Source organism: Azospirillum sp. P4_B5, from assembly GCF_056402275.1.
This window is the reverse complement of the sequence record NZ_JBFUHT010000050.1, coordinates 1-24,728: the sequence shown is the minus strand read 5'-3', so window position 1 is coordinate 24,728 and position 24,728 is coordinate 1. Positions and strand designations below refer to the sequence as shown.

18 protein-coding genes and 1 pseudogene are annotated in these 24,728 nt (G+C 70.2%); 9 read left to right on the top strand and 10 right to left on the bottom strand.

The genetic code is table 11. From position 1 onward, the window contains the following. Window positions 1-168: 168 nt before the first annotated feature. From AC1DVI_RS27230 to AC1DVI_RS27210, 5 genes are all read left to right on the top strand, one after another. Complete coding sequence (locus AC1DVI_RS27230) at window positions 169-1,425, top strand: di-heme oxidoreductase family protein (RefSeq protein WP_476960638.1); 1,257 nt, start codon at window positions 169-171, stop codon at window positions 1,423-1,425. Between the two features lie 34 nt (window positions 1,426-1,459). Continuing rightward, window positions 1,460-2,572 (top strand): imelysin family protein, encoded by a 1,113-nt coding sequence (locus tag AC1DVI_RS27225; RefSeq protein ID WP_476960637.1) that lies wholly within the window; start codon window positions 1,460-1,462, stop codon window positions 2,570-2,572. A 3-nt stretch (window positions 2,573-2,575) separates the two neighbouring features. Then, entirely contained in the window at window positions 2,576-3,700 is a 1,125-nt protein-coding gene (locus AC1DVI_RS27220) for a DUF1513 domain-containing protein (protein ID WP_476960636.1), read from the top strand. Window positions 3,701-3,836: 136 nt separating this feature from the next. Next, on the top strand, window positions 3,837-4,094 hold the full coding sequence (locus AC1DVI_RS27215; protein WP_149167507.1) for a hypothetical protein: 258 nt from the start codon (window positions 3,837-3,839) through the stop codon (window positions 4,092-4,094). A gap of 32 nt (window positions 4,095-4,126) precedes the next feature. Further along, window positions 4,127-5,710 (top strand): gamma-glutamyltransferase family protein, encoded by a 1,584-nt coding sequence (locus tag AC1DVI_RS27210; RefSeq protein ID WP_476960657.1) that lies wholly within the window; start codon window positions 4,127-4,129, stop codon window positions 5,708-5,710. Between the two features lie 46 nt (window positions 5,711-5,756). Here the strand turns inward: AC1DVI_RS27210 and AC1DVI_RS27205 are convergent, their stop codons facing one another. Continuing rightward, window positions 5,757-7,097 carry an amidase gene (locus AC1DVI_RS27205; protein WP_476960635.1) on the bottom strand — a complete coding sequence of 447 codons (1,341 nt, stop codon included), beginning with the start codon at window positions 7,095-7,097 and terminating at the stop codon, window positions 5,757-5,759. 164 nt (window positions 7,098-7,261) lie between these two features. Further along, window positions 7,262-8,329 carry an Ldh family oxidoreductase gene (locus AC1DVI_RS27200; protein WP_476960634.1) on the bottom strand — a complete coding sequence of 356 codons (1,068 nt, stop codon included), beginning with the start codon at window positions 8,327-8,329 and terminating at the stop codon, window positions 7,262-7,264. Between the two features lie 552 nt (window positions 8,330-8,881). On the opposite strand from AC1DVI_RS27200, the gene AC1DVI_RS27195 reads away from it, so the two are divergent. Next, window positions 8,882-9,361: a hypothetical protein gene (locus AC1DVI_RS27195; protein WP_476960633.1), complete on the top strand. Its 480-nt coding sequence runs from the start codon at window positions 8,882-8,884 to the stop codon at window positions 9,359-9,361. A 40-nt stretch (window positions 9,362-9,401) separates the two neighbouring features. Here the strand turns inward: AC1DVI_RS27195 and AC1DVI_RS27190 are convergent, their stop codons facing one another. After that, complete coding sequence (locus AC1DVI_RS27190; protein ID WP_476960632.1) at window positions 9,402-10,418, bottom strand: sensor domain-containing diguanylate cyclase; 1,017 nt, start codon at window positions 10,416-10,418, stop codon at window positions 9,402-9,404. Window positions 10,419-10,687: 269 nt separating this feature from the next. Between AC1DVI_RS27190 and AC1DVI_RS27185 the strand changes: the two genes are divergently transcribed. Further along, window positions 10,688-11,998 (top strand): solute carrier family 23 protein, encoded by a 1,311-nt coding sequence (locus AC1DVI_RS27185; RefSeq protein WP_476960631.1) that lies wholly within the window; start codon window positions 10,688-10,690, stop codon window positions 11,996-11,998. 69 nt (window positions 11,999-12,067) lie between these two features. Here AC1DVI_RS27185 and AC1DVI_RS27180 read toward each other — a convergent pair whose 3' ends face one another. The 4 genes from AC1DVI_RS27180 to glf form a co-directional block, all read right to left on the bottom strand. Then, complete coding sequence (locus AC1DVI_RS27180) at window positions 12,068-15,037, bottom strand: PAS domain-containing protein (RefSeq protein WP_476960630.1); 2,970 nt, start codon at window positions 15,035-15,037, stop codon at window positions 12,068-12,070. A gap of 209 nt (window positions 15,038-15,246) precedes the next feature. Continuing rightward, on the bottom strand, window positions 15,247-17,013 hold the full coding sequence (locus AC1DVI_RS27175; RefSeq protein ID WP_476960629.1) for an ABC transporter ATP-binding protein: 1,767 nt from the start codon (window positions 17,011-17,013) through the stop codon (window positions 15,247-15,249). After that, on the bottom strand, window positions 17,010-18,173 hold the full coding sequence (locus AC1DVI_RS27170; RefSeq protein WP_476960628.1) for a beta-glucosidase: 1,164 nt from the start codon (window positions 18,171-18,173) through the stop codon (window positions 17,010-17,012). Before AC1DVI_RS27170 ends, AC1DVI_RS27175 begins: the two co-directional genes overlap by 4 nt. A 95-nt stretch (window positions 18,174-18,268) precedes the next feature. Next, entirely contained in the window at window positions 18,269-20,584 is a 2,316-nt protein-coding gene (gene glf / locus AC1DVI_RS27165) for a UDP-galactopyranose mutase (protein ID WP_476960627.1), read from the bottom strand. Between the two features lie 618 nt (window positions 20,585-21,202). On the opposite strand from glf, the gene AC1DVI_RS27160 reads away from it, so the two are divergent. After that, complete coding sequence (locus AC1DVI_RS27160) at window positions 21,203-21,553, top strand: ribbon-helix-helix domain-containing protein (RefSeq protein ID WP_476960626.1); 351 nt, start codon at window positions 21,203-21,205, stop codon at window positions 21,551-21,553. Window positions 21,554-21,636: 83 nt separating this feature from the next. On the opposite strand, the gene AC1DVI_RS27155 is transcribed toward AC1DVI_RS27160, so the two are convergent. From AC1DVI_RS27155 to AC1DVI_RS27145, 3 genes are read right to left on the bottom strand one after another with little or no spacing between them, the layout of a single operon-like run. Next, window positions 21,637-23,208, bottom strand: coding sequence for a GMC family oxidoreductase (locus AC1DVI_RS27155; RefSeq protein ID WP_476960625.1), 1,572 nt, complete (start codon window positions 23,206-23,208; stop codon window positions 21,637-21,639). A gap of 28 nt (window positions 23,209-23,236) precedes the next feature. Then, on the bottom strand, window positions 23,237-23,803 hold the full coding sequence (locus AC1DVI_RS27150; protein WP_376996639.1) for a Twin-arginine translocation pathway signal: 567 nt from the start codon (window positions 23,801-23,803) through the stop codon (window positions 23,237-23,239). 51 nt (window positions 23,804-23,854) lie between these two features. Further along, window positions 23,855-24,250, bottom strand: a complete 396-nt coding sequence (locus AC1DVI_RS27145; protein ID WP_014200037.1) for a VOC family protein — start codon at window positions 24,248-24,250, stop codon at window positions 23,855-23,857. Between the two features lie 192 nt (window positions 24,251-24,442). On the opposite strand from AC1DVI_RS27145, the pseudogene AC1DVI_RS27140 reads away from it, so the two are divergent. Further along, window positions 24,443-24,728: pseudogene (locus AC1DVI_RS27140) on the top strand (hypothetical protein); the annotation flags it as partial.

Here is a 24,728-nt window from a genome sequence, read left to right as displayed (position 1 = left end):
TAAGACGTCGGCAAGCAAGCCGGCGGACCACGGGTTGCGGACCCTCCTTCCCGCGTGGGGCGGCGTTGTCCGCTCCCCACCGCCCGCCCGCGCGGGGGAGGGGCCGCAGCCCGGCCTTTTCGTCTTCATGAGATGGGGCACTCCGCCCGACCGATGCCTGCACGCCCGATGAAAGCCCGCCTCGCCTTCCTGCTCGCCTTGCTGCCGGCCCTGCCGGCGGTGGCGGGCGACCTCGACGCCCGGATCGGCGAGAAGCTGTTCCGGCGGATGTGGGTCAGCGCCCCGACGGTGACGCACGCCAACGACGGGCTGGGTCCGCTCTACGACGCCCGCTCCTGCGCCGCCTGCCATCCGGCGGCCCGCCAGGGGCGACCGCCCGATCCCGCCGTTCCCGACGACCGCGGCGTCGGCTACGCGCTGAAGCTCAGCGGCGACCCCGTCTATGGGCGGCAGATCCAGACCAACGCGGTGCTCGGCTTTGCCATCGAGGGCCAGCCCGTCCTGACCTACCGCGAGGAGACGGTGCGCTTCCCCGACGGCGACACGGCGACGCTGCGCCGCCCGCTGCTGTCCGTCACCGATCTCAATTACGGGCCGCTGGCCGAGGCGACGGCGATCTCCGCCCGCATCGCTCCGTCCGTGCGCGGCATGGGCCTGCTGGAGCGCATCCCCGAAGCCGACATCCTGGCCGGCGCCGATCCGGAGGACCGCGACGGCGACGGCATCGCGGGGCGTCCCAACCGGGTGGCGCCGGAGGGCACGCGGCAGCTCGGCCGCTTCGGCTGGAAGGCCGTCCACCCGACGCTGCACCGCCAGAATTCGGAGGCATTCAGCCTCGACATCGGCATGTCCACCCCGGCCTATCCCGAGCCGTGGGGCGACTGCACCCCGGCGCAGACCGAATGCCGGAACGCCCCGCACGGTGACTCCCCGCAATATGAGGGGCTGGAGATCCCCTCCACGGTGATCGGGCTGATCGACGGCTATCTGCGCACCCTGCCGCCCGACGGCGGGCTTGAGGCGCCGCGCGACAAAGCGGGTGCTGCGCTGTTCGCCGCCACCGGCTGCGCGTCCTGCCATCGCCCCTCCTTCACAACGGCGGAGGACGCGGCATACCCCGCGCTGTCCCGCCGGACGATCTTCCCCTACAGCGACCTGCTTCTCCACGATCTGGGCGAAGATCTGGCCGACGGCGTGGCGATGGGCGAGGCGCGGGGCCGCGACTGGCGCACGACGCCGCTGTGGGGGATGAAGCGGTTGGCGGAGTCCGACGGCACACTGGCCCTGCTCCACGACGGGCGGGCGCGCAGCGTGACCGAGGCCATCCTGTGGCACGGCGGCGAGGCGGACAAGGCGCGCGGCGCCTTCATGGCCCTGCCGCGCGGCGACCGGGAAAAGTTGGTGCGTTTCGTTCTGGGGCTCTAAAGTCCACACGGTTTGAATGGCATAGGTGATGAGAATGCAACGCCGCCGCGTGATCGGCCTGATGTCGGCCGCCGCCCTGTCGATCCTCCTGCCGGGCAAGCTCGCCCTGGCGGCGCGGGAGCCGGCGGGAGACGCCGCCGTGCTGGGCGGTCTGGTCCGAACCCACGCCCTGCCGCGCTTCGACGCTCTGGCCGGTGCCGCCGGCATCTATGCGGAGCGGCTGGCGCAGTTCGCCGCGGCGCCGACCGCGGACGGGCTGGAGAGCTGCCGCGCCGCCCACCGCGCCCTCTACGACGCCTGGGCCGGTGTCCAGCATCTGCGCTCCGGACCGCTGGCGATGGAACTGCGCGCCGACCGCATCGCCTTCTGGCCGGAGCGGGCCGGGGTGGTGCAGCGCCAGATCCTCGCCATGCTGAAGAACCGTGATCCGAAGCTGCTGGAGCCCGGCGGGCTGGCCCGCCAGAGCGCCGCGGTGCAGGGACTGACCGCGCTGGAGCGTCTGCTGTTCGACGAGGGCGTCACCGCCGCTGGATTCCAGGGGGATGAGGCCGGGCGCTTCCGCGGCGCGCTGGCCGCCGCGGTGGCGCAGAACGTCCTCGCCATCACCCGCGAGGTCCGCGACGGCTGGAAGGCGCTGGAGGCGCCGCTGGCCGCCGGGGAGCAGACCGCGCTCGGTCCCGACGCCGGTTCCGCGGTCAACGTCCTCTTTACCGGATCGCTCACCGCCTTGCAGGTGGTCGCCGACCAGAAGCTGCTGGCGCCGCTCGGCCCCAACGCCGGGGAGGCCAAGCCGGCGGTGGCCGAGGCGCTGCGCAGCGGCCAGTCGGCCCGCAACGTGCGCATCAACCTGGAGGCGCTGCGCGCCCTGATGCTGGGTGAGAGCGGCGGCCCCGGCCTGACCGCCCTGCTGCCCGCCGGCGATGCCGGGGCGCAGGCCCGACGCGCGTTGGACGAGGGCTTCACCGCCGCGATCCGCGCCGCCGAGGCGATCCCCACCCCGATCAACGTCGCCGTCGCCGATCCGGCCAAGCGCAAGTCCGTGGAGACCACCCTGCAACGGGCCAAGGACGTGCGCAACCTGCTGACCGGCACGGTGGCGCCGCTGCTGGACATCAGCATCGGCTTCAACGAACTGGATGGAGACTGAGCGATGGACACGACCCGCCGGGGCACCCTGCTTCTGATTGGCGGTGGTTTGCTTGGGGGCGGCCTGCTCGGCGCTCTTCTGGGGCCGGCGCGGGCGGAGACCGCGGGGGGCACGTTGTTCCTCAACGCCTACGCCACCGCGGCGGCCGCGCCGGAGTATGGTGTGGCGGCGCTGGACGGAACGGGCGGCGTGCGCTTCACCACCCCGACGCCGGGCCGCGCCCATGGCGTCGTCCCGCACCCGACGCGGGCCGAGGCGATCGCCTTCGCCCGCCGCCCGGGGCGCTGGTTCATGCCGCTGTCGTTGGTTGACGGTCGCCCGGGGCCGGTGGTCCGCGCGCCGGAGGACCGCCGCTTCACCGGGCACGGCGCCTTCTCCACGGATGGGCGCCTGCTCTATGTGGCGGAGGACGACGTGCCGCGCGAGGCCGGGTCGATCGGCGTCTATGACGCGATGGACGGTTACCGCCGCGTCGGCGCGATGCCGACCCACGGGCTGGGGCCGCACGAGCTTCTGATGATCGCGGACGGCACGGTCCTGGCGGTCGCCAACGGCGGCGTCATCACCCACCCGGACACCGGCCGGGCCAAGCTGAACCTGGACGAGATGGACTCCTCGATCACCTATGTCGAGGTGGCGAGCGGAATGCTGCTCGATCAGGTCCGCCTGCCGGAGGAGCACGCCAACCTTGGCATCCGCCACATCGCCGCCCTGGCCGACGGCGGCATCGCCTTCGGCGCGCAGGACGAACGGCCCGTCGGCATGCTCCAGCCGCTGACCGGCACGCACCGTCCGGGCGGCGGCGCGGTGCGCCTGTTCGAGACGCCGGACGACGAGTTGTCCCGGTTCGAGGGCTACATCGGCAGCGTCGCGGCCGACAGGGGCAAGGTCGCGGCCAGCTCGCCCAAGGGCGGCATCATCGGGCTGTGGGACGACGCCACCGGCGCTTGGCTGGGGTCGGCGGCGCTGCCCGACGGCTGCGGCATCGCCCCGGACGGCGATGGTTTCCTGGCGAGCAGCGGGCTGGGCAATCTCCGGACGGTCGGCGCGGCGCCGGACCTGCCGGGCGACGGCCTGCGGCTGGCCGACTTCCGTTGGGACAATCATATGACGCGCACCGCCACCTGACGCGCGTCGCCGTATGACGCGCCGTTCGTAAGGCCCCCTATGAAAAAGCGCCGGGCGGCGGCCTGCACGGTGGCCCGCCGCCCGCGGTGCTGGTAGGCTTGGGAACACTGCCGCCAAGACACTGCCGCCGGACGCCATGATCGTTGATGAATATCTGGGGTTTCGCGCCGGGGACGAGGTTCTCGACCTTGCGGAGCTGACCGCCGGAACCGCGCGCATCAAGGAACTTCACCTCGTGCCTAGCGACTGGGCGAACGGGCCGACCGTCATCGCCGTGATGGTCAACGGCGCCGAGCGTTACGTCATCCAGCTCAAGAAGGTGCACGCCCACGGCGCGGAAGAGCCGGAGGTGCGGGGACGCCGCGTGGTTCCCCTGCGCCGCAGCCCGCATTGATCCTTTCCCCCGGTCCGGAGGCTCCCATCGTGATGCGTGACTTCTGCCGGCCCGGACGGTCGGCGCTGGTGGCGACGGAGGCCGCGGTGGCCACATCGCACCCGCTGGCGAGCGCGGCGGCCCTGGAAATCCTGGCGGCGGGCGGCAACGCCGTGGACGCGGCCATCGCCGCCGTCGCGGTGCAATGCGTGGTCGAGCCGCACATGACCGGCATCGGCGGCGATGGATTCGCCCTCTACGCCCCGGCGAACGGACCGGTGGTCGCCCTGAACGGCAGCGGGCGCGCCCCCGCTGCCGCCAGTGTGGAGCGTCTGGCCGGGCTGGGCGTCACCGGCGAGATCCCGCGCCACGGCGCCCACGCGGTCACCGTGCCGGGCGCCGTCGCCGCCTGGACGCGGCTGCACGCCGACCATGGGCGGCTGCCGCTCGACCGGATCTTCCTCCGCGCCATCCGCTACGCCGAGGAGGGCTACGGCGTCTCCCCGCGGGTGGCCCGGGATTGGGCGGCGGCGGTCCCCCTGCTGGCGGCGGACGAGGGCTGCCGCGCCGTCTTCCTGCCCGGCGGCCGCGCGCCGCGCGCCGGGGAACGCCACGCCCAGCCGTTGCTCGGGCAACGGCTGCGGGACGTCGCGGCGCACGGGGCGGCGGCCTTCTACACAGGCGCCACGGCGGAGTCGCTGGTCGGCTTCCTGCGCGCCCGCGGCGGGTTGCACACGCTGGACGACTTCGCGGCGGCGCAGGACGGGGCGGAGTATGTGACGCCCATCGCCACCGACTACCGCGGCTATGAGATTCTCGAGTGCCCGCCGAACGGCCAGGGCCTCGCCGCGCTGATGATCCTGAACGCGCTGGGCGGCTTCGACCTGTCGCCGTCGGTCGGCGACGCGGACCGCCACCATCTGCAAGCCGAGGCGACCAAGCTCGCCTACCACCACCGTGACATCCTGGTGGGGGAGGGCGGACCGGACGCCGCCGCGGCGCTGCTGTCCGCGGAGGCGACGGCGGCGCTGCGCCGCCGCATCGACCCGGCCCGCGCCCAGCCCCCCGCGCTGTGGACGGAGGCGGAGCACAAGGACACGGTCTGCCTCAGCGTGGTCGACCGCGACGGCAACGCCATCTCCTTCATCAACTCGATCTTCCACAGCTTCGGCAGCGTGCAGTTCGACCCGGCGACCGGCGTCCTCCTGCACAGCCGCGGCACCTCCTTCCGCTTGACCGAGGGGCACCCCAACGCCCTGGCGCCGCGCCGCCGCCCGCTGCACACTATCATCCCCGGCCTGATCCGCAAGGACGGGCGCGCGGTCTGTCCCTTCGGCGTGATGGGCGGCCATTATCAGGCGGCGGGGCACGGCGCCTTTGTGTCGGCGGTGCTCGACCGCGGGCTGGACGTCCAGACCGCCATCGACGAGCCGCGCAGCTTCGCCTTCAACGGCGTTCTGGAGATCGAGCCCACCGTGGCGGAGGACACCGCGGCGGAGCTGGCGCGCCGCGGCCACGCGGTGGTCCGCCGGGACGAGGCGATGGGCGGCGGTCAGGCGATCTGGATCGACCACGCGGCCGGCCTGCTGATCGCCGGCTCGGACCACCGCAAGGACGGTTGCGCCGTAGGATTCTGATGGGCGCGTCCGACGGGGGCGGGCCGAGGGCGCCGCCCCCCTCGGGTCAGGCGCCCAGCACCGGTTCCACCGCCGCGGCGATGGACAGCAGGCGGCGGTCGGCCCCGGCCGCACCCACCAGCATCAGGCCACTGGGCAGTTCGCCGGCGCGCTGCATCGGCAGGCTGATGGCGCAGCGGTCCAGGAAATTGAACAGCGCGCAGTTGCGCAGCAGCAGCAGGTTCAGCTGGGCGAACTCCGCGTCCTCGGCGAAGGCGTCGATGCGCGGCGCCAGCAGCGGCACGGTGGGCATCAGCAGCGCGTCATAGTCCGCCGTGGTCCGGTCGCTGCGGGCGATCAGGTCGGCGCGGCGCTGCGTCACCTCGATGTAATCGGCGGCGCTCATGGTCTGGCCGCGCTCGATCCGCACGCGGACGCGCGGGTCGTAGAGGTCGCCCTTCTCCGCCAGCAGGTCGCGATGCCAGTGGGCCGCCTCCGCCGCGGGCAGCCCGCCCATGGCGTTGGCCGGGCCGACCTCCGCCAGTTCCGCCATGGGAATCTCGACGATGCGCGCCCCGGCCTCGGACAGGCGGCGGCAGGCGGCGTCGAAGGCGGCGGCCACCGCGTCCTCCATCCCGTCCAGGACCACCGTCTGCGGCACGGCGAAGCGCAGCCCGGCCAGCCCGACCGACGGCGGCACCCACTCCGCCTCGCCGGCCAGCACGGCGTCGGCGATGGCGCAGCATTCCACCGTCCGGGCGAGCGGCCCGATGGAATCGAGCGACCAGGACAGAGGAAGGGCGCCGCGCAGCGACACCCGGCGCTGCGTCGGTTTGAAGCCGACGATGCCGCAGAGCGCCGCCGGGATGCGGATCGACCCGCCGGTGTCGGTGCCGAGCGCCAGCGGGACGTGGCCGGCCGCCACCGACACCCCGGCGCCCGACGACGAGCCGCCGGGGATGCGCGCGGGATCGGCGGGGTTGCCGGGGGTGCCGTAATGCGGGTTGATGCCGACGCCGGAAAAGGCGAACTCCGTCATGTTGGTCCGCCCCACCACCACCGCACCGGCGGCGCGCAGGCGGGCCACCGCGTCGGCGTCGCGGGTGGCGGGGGCGGCGCCCTCCAGCGCCCGCGACCCGGCCCGCGTGATGTGCCCGGCCTCGTCGAACAGGTCCTTGACCGAGACCGGCAGGCCGGCCAACGGGGAGGGGCGCGGCCCGGCCCGGCGCAGCAGGTCCTGGGCGTCCGCCGCCGCGCGGGCCTGCTCGGCGTGCAGGGCGGTGTAGGTCTTGCGCGCCTCCTCCCCCCCGGCCGCGATGGCGGCGAGGGCGGAGTCGACGAGCTGACGGCTGGTGGTGGCGCCGTCGTCGAGCTGGCGGGACAAGGTGGCGATGGTGGGCGTCGTCATGGCGGGAATCGACCGGGTTTGAAGAAGGGCAGGGGCGTCATACGGCCGGCGCATGAACAGTTCCATGATCGGCCGGCCGTATGACCCTTTCGCACATGGCTGCGCCATGTGCTGTCGGGTTTGAACCGAAGGCGTTTGATGGAGGCCATCAAACGCCTTCGGTATCAGGCGTCGCCGGCCAGGGCGCGCAGCTCGGCCAGCCGGGCGGGGGCGAGCGGGATGCCGTCGCGCAGGGTGCGGGCGCGGCGGGCGTAGCGGCGCTCGCCCGGCATGCGGTCCTGCCCCGCCTCCTTCACCTCGCCGATGAGGCCGGCGACGCGGTCGGCGAAGGCGCCGGTACCGCCGCGCTCCGGGTCGATGACGATGAAGAGCTGGCCGGTGCAGGGCGTCTCGGCGCCGGGATGGGCCGACCAGTCGACCTCGCGCGAGTATTTGCCGCCGGTCAGCGCCGCCGCCAGCACCTCGATCATGAAGGCGATGGAGCCGCCCTTGTGACCGCCGAAGGGGAGCAGGGCGCCACCGTCGAGAACGGCCTTGGGGTCGGTGGTCGGCTTGCCGTCGCGGTCCACGCCGGAGCCGGCGGGGATGGAGTGCCCCTCGCGCGCCGCGATGCGCACGTCGCCGTTGGCCATGGAGCTGGCCGCCTGGTCGAACACCATCGGGTCACCGCCGGCCACCGGGGTGGCGAAGGCCATCGGGTTGGTGCCGTAGACCGCGGCCTTGCCGCCCGGCGGCACGACGCAGGCGAAGCTGTTGACGAAGGAGAGCGCCACCAGCCCCTCCCGCGCGAAGGGCTCGACGTCCGGCCACAGGGCGCTGAAATGGTGGGAGTTGCGGATCGCCATCACGGCGACGCCGCTCTCGCGCACCATCTCCAGGAAGCGATCGCGGGCGGCCAGGAAGGCGGGCTGGGCGAAGCCGTTGGCGGCGTCGACGCGCAGGAAGGTGGGGCCGGCCTCCTCCACCGTCGGTTCGGCCCGGCCGTCCACCCAGCCGCTCTTTAGCGAGCCGACGTAGCCGGGAATGCGGAACACGCCGTGGCTGGTGGAGCCGTCGCGCTCGCAGGACGCGCAGTTCTCCGCCAGGATCGCCGCCACCCGCTCCGACGTGCCGTGGCGCAGGAAGATGCGCTCCAGAAGGGCCACCAGATCGGCGAAGGCGACCGGCGTCCCGGTTTCCGCGGTTTGGGCGAAGGCCGCGGCGGCGCGGCGGCTGGGGGTCTGGTCACTCATGCTCGTCCCTTCCGGTTCTCGTGTTCTTCTTGCGGGCGCCCCGGACTCTTGCCGGTCCGCTGGTCGCCGGGCGCACCATAGCGCGCGGCGGCGGCAGGGGCGAAAGGGAATGGCATCCGCGCGTCCGCAATCGACCCGCGGGACGTGGGATTGAAGGGACGCCTTCGTTTGTAATCCTGAATGTGCGTAAATATAACCAACTGACTTTGTTGGCGAATCGGACGGCGACGGGAACCATGTCGCCGCCGGGACCGTTGTCTGGGAGCTTGCCGGCCGACGGCGCATCCGCTGGTCGTCACGGTGCTCCAGCGCGGAGGAGCGGCAAATTGCCGCGTTCATCGCCACGCGGGCGTGAAAGCGCGTGGAATCAGCCCTGCCATGCTTCCGGTGGGTGTTGACGGGCGGATGCTGCGGTGCACAATAAACAACGAACCGGACGAGCCCATGAAATGCTTGTCCTGGATCAACGTCACGGGCCTGCGTTCCTGTCAAACAGATGGGGACATTGCAGACGCCGGTTGCAGCGGTTGAGTGTTTTGTAGAGGGGCCACGATGCGCGATCATTCCAGCCGTCACGGTGAGTCCGGTTTCGATTCCGGAGTCCTCTGGGGAACCTCCATCGCTGGCATCGCTCTGTCCGGCCTCATGGCGGTCACCTGGAATCCCGCGGACGCCTCGTCGTCCGGACCGGCCTCGGCCATCATCGACCGCGGCGCCCACCAGCTCGACCACGCCGCCTGCACGGAGGCGCTGTCCACCCTGCTGGCCCGCTTCCGCGACAACCCGGAGGTCCTGTGGGTCTGGGTGGAGCAGAGCGTTCCGTCGGGCCACGGGCTGGTCGTCCGCACCAAGGCCGCCTCCGTGTCGCCCGATGCCCCGCGGCCCTACGCCTTCCGTCCCAACGCCGCCGTGAATCCGGAGCAGGCCTGCGGCTTCTCCAGCAATTCCGTCCATGCGCTGTCGATGGGTGGCGTCGCCCAGCCCTACGAGGTGACCGCTCCCGATCCCTGGAGCGCGGCCGCCGGTCCGTAAGGCTCGGAACGATCGTCGCGGAGGGCGTCAGGTTTGGGCGTCAGGCTCTGACCGCCCGCCGGATCTTCTTCTGGACATACATGGCGGCGTCGGCGGCGCGCAGCGCGTCGTCGGGCGTCGTGGCGCCAGGGTCGGCGCTGACCACCCCGACGCTCGCCCCCGGATAATCGAAGGCGCAGCCCTTCAAGCGGTACCCGCCGCGGATCAACGGGGCCACCCGGTCGCGCAGCGCGCCGGCGGCCTCATCCCCCTCGGCGCCGGGCGTGGCGCCCATGCCGACGATGATGAACTCGTCGCCGCCCAGCCGGCCCAGCGTGTCCCCCGCCCGCAGCCCCCCGCCGATGCGCCGCCCCACCTCGGTCAGGAATTCGTCGCCGGCCTCGTGCCCGTGGGTGTCGTTGATCGCCTTGAAGCCGTCCAGGTCGATGAAACCGATCAGCACGCTCTGGCCGGCCCGCTCGGCCATGGCGAACAGCCGGTGCAACTCCGCGACCACGGCGCGCCGGTTCGGCAGGCCGGTCAGCGCGTCGGTGTAGGAGTAAGACTCCAGGGCCGCGTTCAATTCCCGGAACTGGGTCAGAAGCTGCTCGCGCTGCACATGAAGGGCGATCAACGAGGCGAACAGGCGCAGCACCTGCTCCCCCTTGGGCGTCAGCGGCTTGCGCTCCGAACTTGCGGCGCAGAGCGTGCCGAACAGGCTGCCGTCGTCGAGATGAACGGGCGTGCTGACGTAGGTCTGAATGCCCAGCGCCGCCGCCGCCTCGGAATCGCCCCAGCAGCTGGGCACGTCGTCGGTGTAGAGCTTCCCTTCGTCGAGCGCCCGCTTGCACAGCGTGCCTTCCCACGGAACGGCCAAGCCTTCGGGAATGGTCAGGGTCTTGGTGTTGCAGGAGAAGAGAATGCGCTGGATGCCGTGTTCCAGCTCGATCCGGGTGAGGTAGGTCGCCTCCAACTCCGTCACCAGTTCCAGGAGCGACAGCAGGGGCCGGGTCAGGTCTTCCACGGTCTTCGCCGACGAAAGGGTGTCGGTGAGTTGAGCAAACAGTTCGTCGGCCATGCGGTCAGTCACTCTAAAAACAAGGCGCGTCATCCCCGCATCGCGTGTGGGAACGCAGTTTCATGTCCGGTAACGAGAATTTTTATTAAAACCCATAATAACAAAAGGGCGATTGCAAGGCAACGGACGAATAATTTCGCATCCGTGATGGTGCCGCCGGGTCCCGGTGGGAGTCCTGTGCCGAAAAATTCCGCATGGTGGCGTTTGACCGGGCAGGCCGTCGCGGAGTAACCCTTGCCCGGCAACCACCGATACGGGAACCGCAGTTCATGACAGCCCCGCGCGACCGGGTGCTGGACGTCCACGACCGTCCGCCCCCGGCCACCTTCCTCCTGCTCAGCCTTCAGCACCTGTTCGCCATGTTCGGCGCCAACGTGCTGGTGCCGATCCTCACCGGCCTCGACCCGTCGGTGGCGCTCGTCACCAGCGGTTTGGGCACCCTGATCTATCTGGCCTTCACCAAATGGCGGCTGCCCGCCTATCTGGGCTCCTCCTTCGCCTTCATCGGCCCGATCGTCGCCGCCACGCAGATCGGCGGGACCGGCGGCGCGCTGGTCGGGGCCTGCGCGGCGGGAGCCGTCTATGTGGCGGTCGCCCTGCTGATCCGCGCCTTCGGCGTGCGCTGGCTGCTGGCCATCCTGCCGCCCATCGTGGTCGGGCCGGTGATCGTGGTGATCGGCCTCGGCCTCGCCTCGGTCGCCGTCGGCATGGCGCAGAACACCGCGGGCGGCGGCGAGTACAGCCTGCCGCACTTCCTGCTGGCGCTGGCGACGCTGGGCAGCATCTTCCTCTACTCCATCGTGCTGCGCGGCTTCTTCACGGTGGTGCCGATCCTGCTGGGCATCCTGACCGGTTATGTGCTGGGCGTGGTCTTCGGTATGGTGGACTTCGGACCGGTCGCCGCGGCTCCCTTCCTGCGGATGCCCGACTTCCACCTGCTGTTCTCCGATATGAAGGAGGGCGTCTCGGCCTGGGCGATGATCCTGCTGGTGGCCCCGGTGGCGCTGGTCACCATCGCCGAGCACATCGGCGGGCAGATCGTGCTGAGCCGCGTCGTGGGCCGCAACTTCATCGCCGATCCGGGCCTGCACCGCTCGGTGTTCGGCGACGGCGTGGCGACCATGGTGGCGGGCGCGCTGGGCGGTCCCCCGGCGACGACCTACGGCGAGAACATCGGCGTGCTGGCGGTGACCCGGGTGTTCAGCGTGTGGGTGATCGGCGGTGCGGCGACGCTCGCCATCATCCTGGGCTTCGTGGGCAAGCTGTCGGCTTTCCTGTCCAGCATCCCCACGGCGGTGATGGGCGGCGTGTCCATCGCCCTGTTCGGCGTCATCGCCTCCTCGGGCATCCGCACGCTGATCGAGGGCAAGGTGGATCTGGGCGACAAGCGCAACCTGCTGATCTCCTCGACCATCCTGGTGATCGGCATCGGCGGCGCGTCGCTGAAGTTCGGCGACGGCGGCTTCGTCGTCTCCTCGATGGCGCTGTCGGCGCTGATGGGCGTCGTCCTGAACGCGGTCCTGCCGGGCCGCGGCACCGGCGGCGACGCCGAGGCCATCCTGTCCTCCGACCACATCTGAGGACCCTATCGCGGCCGGCCAAGGCGGAGTCCCCCTGGGGGACTCCGCCTTTTTCATTCCCCGACCTCTTTACTCCCCAACCTCGCCCGTCAGGATCGCGTCGATCCGCCCGACCAACTCGTCGATCCGGTAGGGCTTCGCCAGCACCGGGATGCCGGTGGCTCGGGCGATGTCCTCGCTGTAGCCGGTCGCCAGGATGACCGGCAGGCCGGGCCGCCGCTCGCGGGCTTCGCGGGCCAGGTCGATGCCGCTCATCCCGCCCGGCATCACCACGTCGCTCAGCAGAACGTCGACCCCGTCGTCCGACAGATGGGGCAGCGCCTCCTCGGCGTTGGCGGCGGACAGCACGGCGAACCCCGCGTCCTCCAGCGCGGTGCTGACCGTCATGGCGACGATGGGGTCGTCCTCCACCACGAGGACGCGGCCATGACGCCGCGCGCCACCCGACGGCGGCACAATGGCGGCGGGAAGAGCGGGTTCCTCCGCCGGAGCCAGGCCGGAGCGGCGGAGCAGCAGATGCACCGTAGTGCCCCGGTCCGGCGCGCTGTCGATCCAGGCGGTGCCGCCGGCCTGCCGGGCAAGGCCGTAGACCTGGGCCAGCCCCAGCCCCGTCCCCTTGCCGAGGTCCTTCGTCGTGAAGAACGGCTCGAAGGCGCGGACGGCCACCGCGGCGGGCATGCCGCAGCCGGTGTCCGACACGGACAGGCGCAGGAACTCGCCCTCCACTCCCCGTGGATCGCCGTGGGGAAACACGGCGTTGACCGCCTCCACCGTCAGCCGTCCGCCGGCCGGCATGGCGTCGCGCGCGTTGACGGCGAGATTGATGACCGCCAGCTCGAACTGGGTCGGGTCGACCTCGACGGGCCAGAGATCGTCGCCGAGGCGGAGGTCCAGCGTGATGTCGGCCCGCAGAGCCCGTTCCAGCAGAGCCAACATGGCGAGCACCCGGTCACGCACCCCGATGGATTCCGGACGCAGGCTGTCGCGCCGGGCGAAGGCCATGAGCTGCTGCACCAGCTTGGCCCCGCGCCCCACCGCCTGCTGCCCGGCGTCGAGCAGGGCGTGGACCTGCGGCTCCCCGGTGCGGCGCCCGATCATCGACAGGCAGCCTTCCAGCGCCTGGAGCAGGTTGTTGAAGTCGTGCGCCACGCCGCCGGTCAACTGGCCGACCGCCTCCATCTTCTGGGACTGGCGAAGCTGGTCCTCTGCCTGCCGCAGGGCGGCGTCGGCCTCCTTCTGTGCGGTGATGTCGCGGCCCACGGCGTGGATGAAGCGGTCGTCCGGCACGGCGACCCAGGACAGCCAGAGATAATGACCATCCTTGTGGCGGTAGCGGTTTTCGAAGCGCGGCGTGGTGTGCCCGGCGCCCAGCCGCGCCGCCTCGGCCCGCGTGCGCTCCAGATCGTCCGGATGCACGAGGTCGAGGAAGCTGCGCGTCGCCAGCTCCTCCTCCGACCATCCCAGCAGGGTGGTCCAGGCCGGATTGACGGCGCTGATGGAGCCGTCGAAGCGCGCCACCAGCATGACGTCGGTGGACAGGCGCCACATGCGGTCGCGGTCGGCGGTGCGTTCGGCGACGCGCTGCTCCAGCGTGGCGTTCAGGTCGCGCAGCGCGTCCTCGGCCCGCTTGGCCTCGGTGACGTCGCTGCCTTCGCAGAAGATCCCGGTCACCCGCCCGTCGGCGTCCTTGATCGGCTGGTAGATGAAGGTGATGAAGCGTTCCTCGACGGGCGCGCCGGGTTGGCGGACGACCCGCACCGGCAGGGCGTGCCCGACGAAGGGCTTCCCGCTGTCGTAGACGCGGCCCAGCAGCTCGAAGAAGCCCTGCCCGGCGACCTCCGGCATGGCCTCGTGCACCGGCTTGCCGATCAGGGGGCGGTCGCCGACCAGTTGCCGGTAGGAGTCGTTGGCCAGTTCGAACACATGGTCCGGGCCGCGCAGCACACACATGAAGTTGGGCGCCTGCCGGAACAGGGTGCGCATCTGCTCCCCCTCCGCGGCCAGCCGGGCGTTGGCGCGGCGCAGCGACTCCTCGGCCTGGGCGCGCTCCAGGGCGGACCATGTGCGCTCCGCCACCTCCTCGACCAGCCGGACCTCGTCCTGGTGCCAGCGCCGTGCCTTGCGGTCGTGGATGTAGAGGGCCGCGACCATCCGCCCGTTCTTCACCAGGCTGGTGGTGACGGTGGAGGCGAGGTTCAGCGCCGCGAAGGCGGTCTGGCGGTCCGGCGCGGCGAAGCGCGGGTCCGTCGCTGTGTCGTGGATGGTCAGCGTCCCGCCGTCGCGCAGCGTGTCCAGAAGCTCTGATCCGAAGCTCAGCAGGTCATGGGTGCCGGCCTGATGATCGACGCTGCCGTCGGTCCAGTTCCGCTCCGTCGTGAAGAAGCGCGCGGTCTCGTCCATCACGCCGTAACCGACGCGGCTGGCTCCCAGGTGGCGACCCAGAGCTTCCGCCGCCGCCGCCGCCACCGCGAAGGGGTCGGAGAGCTGGCGCAGCCGGGATTCCAGCTCGAGATGAAAGGCGGTGCGACGGGTGGCGAGCACCTGGGCGGTCGTCTCGACGACGGCGCAGAACATCCCCGGAATGCGCCCGTCCTCGCCCCGCACCGGGGTGTAGGAGAAGGTGAACCAAGCGTCCTCGCGGAAGCCCCGGCGCTCCATCGGGATCAGCAGATCCTCGTACCAGGAGGCTTCGCCGGACAGCGTGCGGTCGACCAGCGGCTTGATCTGGGGCCAGATGTCCCACCACACCTCGGCGAAGGGGCGGCCGAGCGCCTCCGGGTGCTTGGCCCCGAAAATCGGCACATAGCCGTCGTTGTAGAGGAAGGACAGCTCCGGCCCCCAGGCCACGAACATCGCCTGCCGGGAGGAGAGGACGACGCTGACGATGGTGCGCAGGCTCTGCGGCCAGCTCTCCGGCGGGCCGAGCGCCGTGGATGCCCAGTCGTGGGAGCGCATCCGCTCTCCCATCTCGCCCCCGCCGGACAGGAAATCCAGGTCGCCGCCAATCACCGGGCCGCCAATCACCGGCAGGTCGGTCATGCGCCGGCTCCGCGGATTTTGCACGGAATAAGGGTGTGAATTGCAAAGATGCTGTCGTCGGTCGTGGCTTTCATCGAGCTTTCGGGCCGAGGCGAGGTTGCGTCTGGTGTCTTAACACACAACGCCCGGAAAGATAGCTCGTCGAAGGGCGGTTTTCCCTAACCGTTCTGGCTGATGCGGCCCCCGCGCCACGGTGCGGGGGCCGTCATCTACTCCGCCGCGAAGCCCTGCGCCTGGAGCTGCCACAGGGAGTTGAAAAGTCCGCCGTGCCGCCGCAGCTCCGTGGGGTGGCCGTCCTCGGCGATGCGGCCGTCCACCAGGACCAGAACGCGGTCGAAGGCCGAAACCGTGGACAGGCGGTGCGCCACCGCGACCACCGTCCGCCCCTGGGCCAGATCGGCCAGCGCCGCCTGGATCTCCTGTTCCGACTGGGTGTCGAGGGCGGAGGTCGCCTCGTCGAGGATCAGGATCGGGGCGTTTTTCAGGAAGGCGCGGGCGATGCCCAGCCGCTGCCGCTGCCCGCCCGACAGCCGCACGCCGCGTTCACCGACCAGCGTGCCGTAGCCCTCCGGCAACTGCCGGATGAAGCCGTCGCAGAAGGCGTGGCGGGCGGCTTCGAACACCTCCTCGTCGCTGGCGTCGGGGCGGCCGTAGCGTATGTTCTCCAGGATCGGGCGGTGGAACAGCGCGATGTCCTGCGGCACCACGGCGATCTTGGCCCGCAGGTCGTCCTGGGCCAAGGCGGTGAGCGGCTGACCGTCGATCCGGATGTCGCCGCGCTGCACGTCGTCTAACCGCTGGATCAGGCTGATGATGGTGGACTTGCCGGCCCCCGACGGCCCGACCAGCCCGACCTTCTGTCCGGCCGGGATGGTCAGGCTGAAATCCTCCAGCACCTTGCGCCCTTCGGGGTAGCGGTAGGAGACCCGCTCGAACGCGATGGCGCCGCCGCCGGGCGTGGCGGGTTCGGCCGGCACGGGGTCGAGCACGTCGTGCGGGCGGGCGATCACCCGCAGGCTCTCGTCGATGGCGCTGACCTGCTGGGTGGCGGTGACCAGCGCGAAGGCGAGGTCGCGGGAGCCGTGCAGGATGCGGAAGGTAAGCGCGCTGACGATCACCACGTCGCCGGTGGTGATCGTGCCGTCCCGCCACAGCAGCAGCGCCCACAGCAGCATCGACCCGGCCATCACCCACAGGCAGACGTCATGGACCACGCGGGTCTTTTCCAGATGCATCCAGCTCCGGCGGTGCGCCCCGGCCTCCACCGTGAAGGCCTGCCGCAGGCGCTCGCGCTCCCGCCCGCGGGCGGAGAAGGCCTTCACCGTCCAGACGTTGGACACGACATCAACCAACTCGCCGTTGGTGCGGGCGGATTGTTCGGCGAAGGCGTGGTGCACCGTCCGACCGCGCAGCCCCAGCCCGACGATGGCGACGGCGACCACCAGGGCGAACATCACCAGCGCCGCCGCCATGCCCCAATGGATGGTCAGCAGCACCAGCACCGCCCCCAGGAAGTCGGTGACCGGCGGGACGATGCTCCAGGTCAGGGTGCGGAAGATGGTGGTGGCGGCGTTCTCGGTGGCGGCGATGCGGTTGCCCAGCGACCCGGCCAGATGCGTCGAGAAATAGCGCATCGAATGGCCGGTCAGGTGGCGGAACAGGTCCAGCCGCATGTCGACGCCGGTCGCCAGCACCGTCCGGCAGCCGAGCCAGCCGCCCAGCCGCCACAGCACGTTCTCCGCCGCGATGAAGCCCAGGAACAGGCCGAGCGGAGTCCAGACGTCGGCGGCCGCCCGGTCGGGGGAGGCCATGGCGTCGATCAGCAGCTTCATCCCGTACTGCACGGCGACGGCGCAGCCCGCCGCCGCCACGATCACCGAGAACAGCCCGCCGAAGGACCAGGGCCGCCGCCGGATGTAGCGCAGCAGGAAGCGGCCGGGGCGGTCCGGGATGGTGTCCGTGTTGGAACCGCTCATTGAGCCGCCTGGAGTTCCGGCTGGTCGAACTGGGGCTGGCCGAGCAGCGCGCCGATGCGGGCCTGTCCGCGCTCCAACGCGGCGGCCAGCGGTTGATGGAGGCAACGCCCGCCCTGCTCGTCGCACAGGCCGTAGAGGCCGGTCTCGCAGTGGCGCTCGTTGGCCCAGCCGGGATAGTCGAGGATCGGGTAGAGGCAGACGCCCTCCACCGGCACTTCGGCGCGCAGGGCCGTGACCACCTGCTCCGTCACATAGTCGAGCCAGGGCACGCGGGCGTCGCCCTCGGCTCCCGTCTCGGCCACCAGGACCGGGCGGCCGTAGCGCTGGTGCACCTCCGCCAGGATGTCGGCGAAGGGGCGATAGCGCGGGTCGTCCCGCCCGATGGTGCCGCCCTTCAGGAACCACTGGTTGTCGGAGTAGTAGTTGACGCCGATCACGTCCAGATACTCCGGCTTGCCGCCCAGCCCCGGCCATGCGTAGCCGCCAATCATGTCCCACGCCTCATACTGGGCCAGCCGGGCGGCCTCCGCGGCCCCGGCGTCGCCCTTGCGGTCGGGGCGGGGCAGGACGTTGATGACCGGATCGACCTGGACGATGCGCGCGCGCGGGTCGGCGGCGCGGATGGCGTCGATGGCCGCGATGCTCGCCCGCACGAGCTGGTGCTTCAGCTCGAACCCGCGACGCTCGGTCATCGGGTTGAAGCGCTTCATGTCGCCGCCGGCCCAGGCCCAGTAGGAGATTTCATTGACCGGACAATAGGCGGGCGTCTCCACGCCCTCGTCGCGCAGCAGGGCGGCAGTGGCCCCGGCGAAACGGGCGAAGCGCTCCACGAAGGCGGGCCGCCAGATGTCGATGTCGTCCGGCCAGCCGTAATGGCAGAGGTCCCAGATCACCTGGACCCCGGCTTCCCGCGCCGCCCGGACCATGGGGAGCAGGCTGGACCAGTCGTAGCGGCCCGGCGTGGTCTCGATCAGGTGCCAGCGCGCACCGTCGCGCACGGTGCGCAGGCCGTGGGCGGCCATGCGTTGATAGTCCTGCGCGGCCAGCCGGTCGTGGCCGGTCGCCGTGATCAGGTCCAACCGGCGTCCGTCATGCCGCCGGTGCGTCGAGCATTCGAAGCCACCAAGGAAGACGCTGTCGAACAGGGTGGGGGTGTGCATGGGGGGCTGGGAGGGGATTGTCTCCCTCTCCTGCGAAGCGGGGGAGGGAAGGGGCCCGCGGCGAAGCCGTGGGAAGGGTGGGGGCAAGGGCGCGCCTAATCCCCCATCCCCGCGACCCGCACCTCCCGCTCCGCGCCCAGCGAGCCGAAGGCCCGCGCGGCGGCGGCGAGACCGCGGCTCTGCTGCTCCTCCTTCTCCAGGCGGGCGTAGACCGCCAGCGCCTGCGCCACCACCTGATCCATGTTGTAGTAGCGGTAGGTGCCGAGCCGGCCCAGGAAGATCACGTCCGGGGTGCCGTCGGCCAGCGCCTGGTACTTGCGGAACAGCTCCTGGTTCTCCGGACGGGGAATCGGGTAGTAGGGGTCGCCGTGAGCGGAAGGATACTCGTAGGTGATGCTGGTCTTCGGGTGGCTTTGCCCGGTCAGGTGCTTGTACTCGGTGACGCGGGTGTAGGGCACCCCCTCCGACGGCTCGTTCACCACGGCGACGGGCTGGAACCATTCCTGATCGACCGTCTCGTGCCGGAAGGTCAGGGAGCGGTAGGGCAGCTTGCCGAAGCGGTGGCCGAAATACTCGTCGATCGGGCCGGTGAAGACGATGCGGTCGTAGGCGATCTCGTCCCGCACGTCGTCGAAATCGGTGTTCAGCATCACCTTGATGTTCGGGTGGTCGAGCATGCTCTCGAACATCCGCGTGTAGCCGTTCAGCGGCATCGCCTGGAAGCTGTCGCCGAAATAACGGTCGTCGTCGTTGGTCCGCGTCGGCACGCGGGCGGTCACCGCCTTGTCCAACTGCGACGGGTCGAGGCCCCACTGCTTGCGGGTGTAGCCGCGGAAGAACTTTTCGTACAGCTCCCGCCCCACGGCGCCGACCACCACATCCTCCGAGGTGCGGACGTCGGCCACCGGCTCCGCCCGGCTCTTGAGGAACTCCGCCACGCCCGCCTCGTCGAGATCCAGCCCGTAGAGCTGGTTGACCGTCGTCCGGTTGATCGGGATGGGAACGAGCCGTTCGTCCACCCGCGCCAGGACGCGGTGCTCGTAGGGCCGCCACTTGGTGAAGCGGGACAGATAGTCGGCGACCGGTTTGGCGTTGGTGTGGAAGATGTGCGGGCCATAGCGGTGGATCAGGACGCCCGCGTCGTCGTAGTGATCGTAGGCGTTGCCGCCGATGTGCGGACGCCGGTCGATCAGCAGCACGCGCTTGTTCAGCCCGGCCGCCAGCCGCTCCGCCAGCACGCTGCCGGCGAAGCCCGCCCCGACGATCAGGTAGTCGAAGCCGGAGCGGCGGCCGGCGGCGCGCCCGTTGACGTGCCTGACCGGGTGAGTGGCCGGGTGGATCGCCGGTGCCGGGCGGTGGGCCGGCGGCGCGGCGCGTCCGCGCTGGCGGGCCTGCTCCATCAGCGCCGTCATGCGGCCCTGCGTCTTGTCCCAGGACATGTCGCGCAGGACATGGTCCGCGGTGGCGCGCAGCCGCTCCGGATCGGCGGCGTCGGCCAGGGCGGCCGCGACGGCGGCGACGAAGTCCTCCGGCGCGTCGGCGATGCGCACGACGCCGCTGTCGCCATAGCCGCGCACCACGTCGGTGATCGAGGTGGAGACGACCGGGCGCCCGGCGGCCAGATATTCCGGCGTCTTGGTCGGGCTGATGAAGCGGGTGGACTCGTTGCGCGCGAAGGGCATCAGGGCGACGTCCCAGCCCGCCAGATAGTGCGGCAGGTCGTCGTAGCTCTTCGGGCCGAGATAGTGGATGTTCGGACGGCGGGGCAGGTCGGCCGGGTCGATCTTCACCACTGGGCCGACCAGGACGAACTGCCAGTCGGGCCGGGCCGCGGCGGCGGCGTCGAGCAGGGCGATGTCCAGCCGCTCGTCGATGACGCCGTAGAAGCCGAGCCGCGGGTGCGGGATGGCCGCCTGATCGGGGGGCTCCTCGACGATGCCGCGGGCGGCGGCGAAATGGGCGACATCGACGCTGCTGGGGAAGGCGTGGGCGTTGGGGTGCAGGTTGCGCTTGGCCTCGTAGAGGCTGACGCCGCCGGTGAACACAACGTCCGCCCGCGCCATCAGCTGCCGCTCACGCTCGACCAACTCCGGAGGCGCGCCGTGGAAGGCCGACAGCTCGTCCATGCAGTCGTAGACCACCAGCGCCCCGCGCAGATGGCCGGACAGGCCGAGGCTCATCGGCGTGTAGTACCAGAGGATCGGGTCGGTCACCCCCTCCTCGGCCAGATAGCGGTCGAGCAGCTGGCGCTGGGCGGTGACGGCCGCCTCGCCGTCCATGCCGGCGGGCAGGCGGGGCACCAGGACATGGACCCCCTCGTCCTCCCGCACGTCCAGCCAGGGCTCGGGCGTGTCGTTGTGGATCGGCTCCTCGACGAACAGCACGCGGTGGTCACGCGCGAATCGCGACATAAGATGTTGTGGACGCTGATAAACGAAGCTCCAGCGCAGGTGTGAAAAGCAGATCAGGGTCTGCGATGGGGTGTCGATGGTGTTGGAATGCGGAGAGTCGGCGGTCGGACGTGTTCTTTTTCGGTTTCTGCCGATTGGGAACTGGTGTTGGCCGGCCCAACTCATGTTTCCATCCTCTCTTAAGTGACATATCGTCGGGGTGCCGCCGGAAATTCGCCACGAATACAGCGGATTTTCGCAGCGCAGCGGAGTGACGTCGCAAACCGGAAACCAATAACGGGGTCGGCATGGGTGGGTTCCGTGACAGAAATGCGTTGCGGAAAACGGTTCCCCATATTTTCAACGCTCGTTCTTTTGCGCCGGGTTGGCTGGGGTAAGCGCATATTTCAGCGGGCGGGGGTGGTATTCGAGGAAGACTGCGCGTCTCCAGTGCTTTTCGACGCGCACGAATTTGGTGATGTTTCCCCCTCTCCACTCGACCTGGCCGGGTGATGCCTTTCGGAAATTAATGCGCGTAACGGATTTTCCGTTCATAGTGCATTAAAGGAATCGGGGAAGTTTGGAAGGAGACGAGGGATGTGCCGAATTTTTGCCGGTCAGGACCCGGAGCGCTTCCGTATGGTAACCCGGCGGGTCCGCCTCAGCGGTCATTCGACAAGCGTCTGTCTGGAAGCGGCCTTCTGGGACGCGCTGGAGGAAATCGCGGCGATGCAGGGCGTGTCGCTTGGCCGCTTCTTGTCGAAGTTGCACGATGAAGTCTTTGCCCGCGGGGTGGAGCGGCGCAACTTTGCCGGCCTGCTGCGCTGCGCCTGCCTGACCTACGCCCAGGAGGTGAAGGGCCACCGCCCCTGCGTGGAGGAACTGGAGCGGGAGGCACGCACCGATTTTGCCGCGGTGGCCGCCGCCGTCCTTCCGGCAGGCATTCCGACCTCTTTCACCGCCCCGGAAAAAGAACGCGAGACGGCCTGAGCGCAAAAGAATGCCCCCCTCCTCCATTCGGAAGAGAGGGGCAGACGAGAATGGAGCGTCCCGAATAATGGGACAGAACAGCTTCAGATCGCGTTCCTGGCCATTTGGCCGGCGATGTAGTCGGCTTGCCGCAGCGCCAGCGCGACGATGGTCAGGGTGGGATTTTCGGCGCCGCCGGTGGTGAATTGCGAGCCGTCGGAGACGAACAGGTTCGCCACGTCGTGGGTCTGGCCCCACTTGTTCACCACGCCGTCGCGCGCCTTCTCGCTCATCCGGTTGGTGCCCAGATTGTGGGTGGACGGGTAGGGCGGCGTCGGGAAGCTGCGGGTCGCCCCCACCGACTCATACAGCGTCATGCCCTGCCGGTAGGCGTGCTGGCGCATGGCAACGTCGTTGGGGTGATCGTCGAAATGGACATTGGGGACGGGCATCCCGTACTTGTCCTTCTTGTCGGCGTGCAGGGTGATGCGGTTGCTCTCCTGCGGCATGTCCTCGCCGACCAGCCACATGCCGGCCATATGGTCGTAGCCGTCGAGCGCGGAGGTGAACTCCCGCCCCCAGGCGCCGGGGTCGAGGAAGGCGGCCATGAAGGGCAGGCCGAGCGACAGGGTCTCGATCTCGTAGCCGCCGACGAAGCCGCGGTCGGGCTTGTTCTTCGCCTCGTCGCGGATGATGCCGGCCATGGTGGTGCCGCGGTGCATGCGCACCGGCTTCTCGAACACGCCGTAGACCGAGCCGGTCATGTGCCGCATGTAGTTCCGCCCCACTTGGCCGGAGGAGTTGGCGAGACCGTCCGGGAACATCGAGGACGCGGAGTTCAGCAGCAGGCGGGGGCTTTCGATGGAGTTGCCGGCCACCGCGACGATGCGGGCCTTCTGCCGCTGGATCGCCCCGTCCTTGTCGGCGTAGACGACGCCGGTCACCTTGCCCTTGGCGTCATGCTCGATCTTCAGCACCTGGGCGTTGGCGCGGACCTCCAGCTTGCCGGTCTCCTCGCCCTTGGGGATCTCGGCGATCAGGGTCGACCATTTCGCCCCGGACTTGCAGCCCTGGAAGCAGAAGCCGATCTGCTGGCAGGACCCGCGCCCGTCGCGGGGCTCCGAATTGATGGCCATGTTGCCGGTGTGGCATTCCGTGTAGCCCATCTTGTCGGCGCCGGCCTTCAGGACCTTGAAGTTGTTGTTGCCGGGCAGGCCGGGAATGCCGTTGGTGCGGGTGACGCCCATGCGGTCCTCCGCCTTGGCGTACCAGGGTTCCAGCTCCTCCAGCGTGACCGGCCAATCGAGCAGGTTGGCGCCGGCTACCTCGCCGTAGGCGGTGCGCGTCTTGAACTCGTGCGGCTGGAAGCGCAGGGCGGCACCCGCCCAGTGCACGGTGGAGCCGCCGACCGCCTTGACGATCCAGGCCGGCAGGCCGGGGAAGTCGCGCGACACCCGCCAGCTTCCCGAGGTGGTGCGCGGGTCGAGCCAGGAGATCTGGGCGAAGCTGGCCCATTCGTCGTTCTGGAAATCCTCCATGTCGTGGCGGCCGCCGGCTTCCAGGATCACCGTCTTGATGCCCTTCAGCGCCAGTTGGGTGCCCAGCGTGCCGCCCCCGGCCCCGGAGCCCACGATCACCACGACGCTGTCGTCGTTCAGGTCGAATTTCGCTGCCATGGCTGAAACATCCTTCCTGAGACGGTGGTCAGAGCCACTCGATGTCGTTGAAGCCGCGGTCGATGTAGCCGCCCTTGGCCGCGCTCTCGCCCTCGTAGCCGAAGAGCGGCCAGACCTCCTGGTTGTTGTAGATTCCAGTCACCAGCCCGCCGCGCACCGTCTGGAAGAACGGATCGGCCTCGATCTCGTGCAGCAGCCGGACCCGGTCGGCCTCCCAGCCGACCTCCGCGTAGGGCGCGTCGTGCTTGGCCTTGGCCAGCCGGTCGAGCTTCGCCATGCCGGACTCGTACAGCTCCTTGAGCGCGGCGTCGGCGGCCGCCTTCTCGTCCTGCGCCTTCATGGCGACGGCGTAGAAGCGGTCGGCCAGCCGGTCGTGCGGGTAGATGTCCCGCGATACCCGGATCAGCGAGCGCATGGTGTCGGGCGCCAGCGCCTTGGTTTCGTACCCCCAGGCCTCGCGCGGGCAGAGGATCGCTCCGCCCGACACCAGGATGGCCGTCGCCGCGGCGGCGGTGGCCGAGGCCGCCAGGAAGGCGCGCCGGTGCATGGTGGAGTTCGGGGCGGGTTTTGCTGTTGTGCTCGTCGGAGAACGCATGGCTTCCTCCCAAGACCGATTATGATTCTTGTTTCGGGTGTCGCGCTTTTGTCAGCGGTAGCGGCCGTGGCGCTGGAGGACCTCGATCTTGTAGCCGTCGGGGTCCTGGACGAAAAAGAAGCGGGCCATCAGCGCGCCGTCCCGCGCGAACTCCTTGATCGGGTTGGGGCCGTAGCCGAGCGCGGTGAAGCGCCGGTGTTCCCCGTCCAGATCCTCGACGCAGACGGCCAGATGGCCGTAGCCGTCGCCATGGGCGTAGGGTTCGCTGCGCCCGTGATTGATGGTCAGCTCGATCTCGAAGTCGTTTTCGGCGTTGCGCAGATAGACCAGGGTGAAGCCGTCGAACGCGTAGCGGTCGGCGCATTCCAGGCCGAACGCGCGGGCGTAGAAATCCCGCGACCGCTCCTCGTCGAGGACCCGGATCATCATGTGGATGGCCTTGGCCATGGGGGCTGGCTCCATTCCGGTTGGTGGCTCCAGCATGAATGCTAGTGGTGCGGATTGTTGGTGTGGCAGTAAGTATCTACTACAGGCCCGATGCGAAGGGGGTAGCCCGGTCGGCGGTCGCTCATCCCTGCTTTCGGGACGGCGTTCCGGCCGCGATGGCGTATCCTCACGGCCTGGAAAAAGGAGCTTCCCATGCGACACAGGACGGGCCATCCCCTCGTCGCGGCGGGCTTCGCCACGCTGGTGCTTATGGCCGCACCGGTGGCCCAGGCGGCGTCGCCTGCGTCGGAGTGGCGGGCGGAGTGGCGCGGCTGGCTGTCCGACAGCGCGGGCGGGCTGCGCGATGGGGCGGAGCGCGCGATCATCCTGGGCGGCGCCCTGCTGTACCAGAACCGGCATACGGTGGCGGGGCTGACGCTCGGCTGCCTGGCCGGCGGGGCGGTGGGGGCGACGGGCGCCGTCGCGGCGGGTGCGGCGA

Excerpts from the sequence above, each read along its gene's own strand:
- AC1DVI_RS27230 (WP_476960638.1), top strand. The coding sequence starts at position 169 with ATGAAAGCCCGCCTCGCCTTCCTGCTCGCCTTGCTGCCGGCCCTGCCG.
- AC1DVI_RS27225 (WP_476960637.1), top strand. The coding sequence starts at position 1,460 with ATGCAACGCCGCCGCGTGATCGGCCTGATGTCGGCCGCCGCCCTGTCG.
- AC1DVI_RS27220 (WP_476960636.1), top strand. The coding sequence starts at position 2,576 with ATGGACACGACCCGCCGGGGCACCCTGCTTCTGATTGGCGGTGGTTTG.
- AC1DVI_RS27215 (WP_149167507.1), top strand. The coding sequence starts at position 3,837 with ATGATCGTTGATGAATATCTGGGGTTTCGCGCCGGGGACGAGGTTCTC.
- AC1DVI_RS27210 (WP_476960657.1), top strand. The coding sequence starts at position 4,127 with ATGCGTGACTTCTGCCGGCCCGGACGGTCGGCGCTGGTGGCGACGGAG.
- AC1DVI_RS27205 (WP_476960635.1), bottom strand. The coding sequence starts at position 7,097 with ATGACGACGCCCACCATCGCCACCTTGTCCCGCCAGCTCGACGACGGC.
- AC1DVI_RS27200 (WP_476960634.1), bottom strand. The coding sequence starts at position 8,329 with ATGAGTGACCAGACCCCCAGCCGCCGCGCCGCCGCGGCCTTCGCCCAA.
- AC1DVI_RS27195 (WP_476960633.1), top strand. The coding sequence starts at position 8,882 with ATGCGCGATCATTCCAGCCGTCACGGTGAGTCCGGTTTCGATTCCGGA.
- AC1DVI_RS27190 (WP_476960632.1), bottom strand. The coding sequence starts at position 10,418 with ATGGCCGACGAACTGTTTGCTCAACTCACCGACACCCTTTCGTCGGCG.
- AC1DVI_RS27185 (WP_476960631.1), top strand. The coding sequence starts at position 10,688 with ATGACAGCCCCGCGCGACCGGGTGCTGGACGTCCACGACCGTCCGCCC.
- AC1DVI_RS27180 (WP_476960630.1), bottom strand. The coding sequence starts at position 15,037 with ATGACCGACCTGCCGGTGATTGGCGGCCCGGTGATTGGCGGCGACCTG.
- AC1DVI_RS27175 (WP_476960629.1), bottom strand. The coding sequence starts at position 17,013 with ATGAGCGGTTCCAACACGGACACCATCCCGGACCGCCCCGGCCGCTTC.
- AC1DVI_RS27170 (WP_476960628.1), bottom strand. The coding sequence starts at position 18,173 with ATGCACACCCCCACCCTGTTCGACAGCGTCTTCCTTGGTGGCTTCGAA.
- glf (WP_476960627.1), bottom strand. The coding sequence starts at position 20,584 with ATGTCGCGATTCGCGCGTGACCACCGCGTGCTGTTCGTCGAGGAGCCG.
- AC1DVI_RS27160 (WP_476960626.1), top strand. The coding sequence starts at position 21,203 with ATGGTAACCCGGCGGGTCCGCCTCAGCGGTCATTCGACAAGCGTCTGT.
- AC1DVI_RS27155 (WP_476960625.1), bottom strand. The coding sequence starts at position 23,208 with ATGGCAGCGAAATTCGACCTGAACGACGACAGCGTCGTGGTGATCGTG.
- AC1DVI_RS27150 (WP_376996639.1), bottom strand. The coding sequence starts at position 23,803 with ATGCGTTCTCCGACGAGCACAACAGCAAAACCCGCCCCGAACTCCACC.
- AC1DVI_RS27145 (WP_014200037.1), bottom strand. The coding sequence starts at position 24,250 with ATGGCCAAGGCCATCCACATGATGATCCGGGTCCTCGACGAGGAGCGG.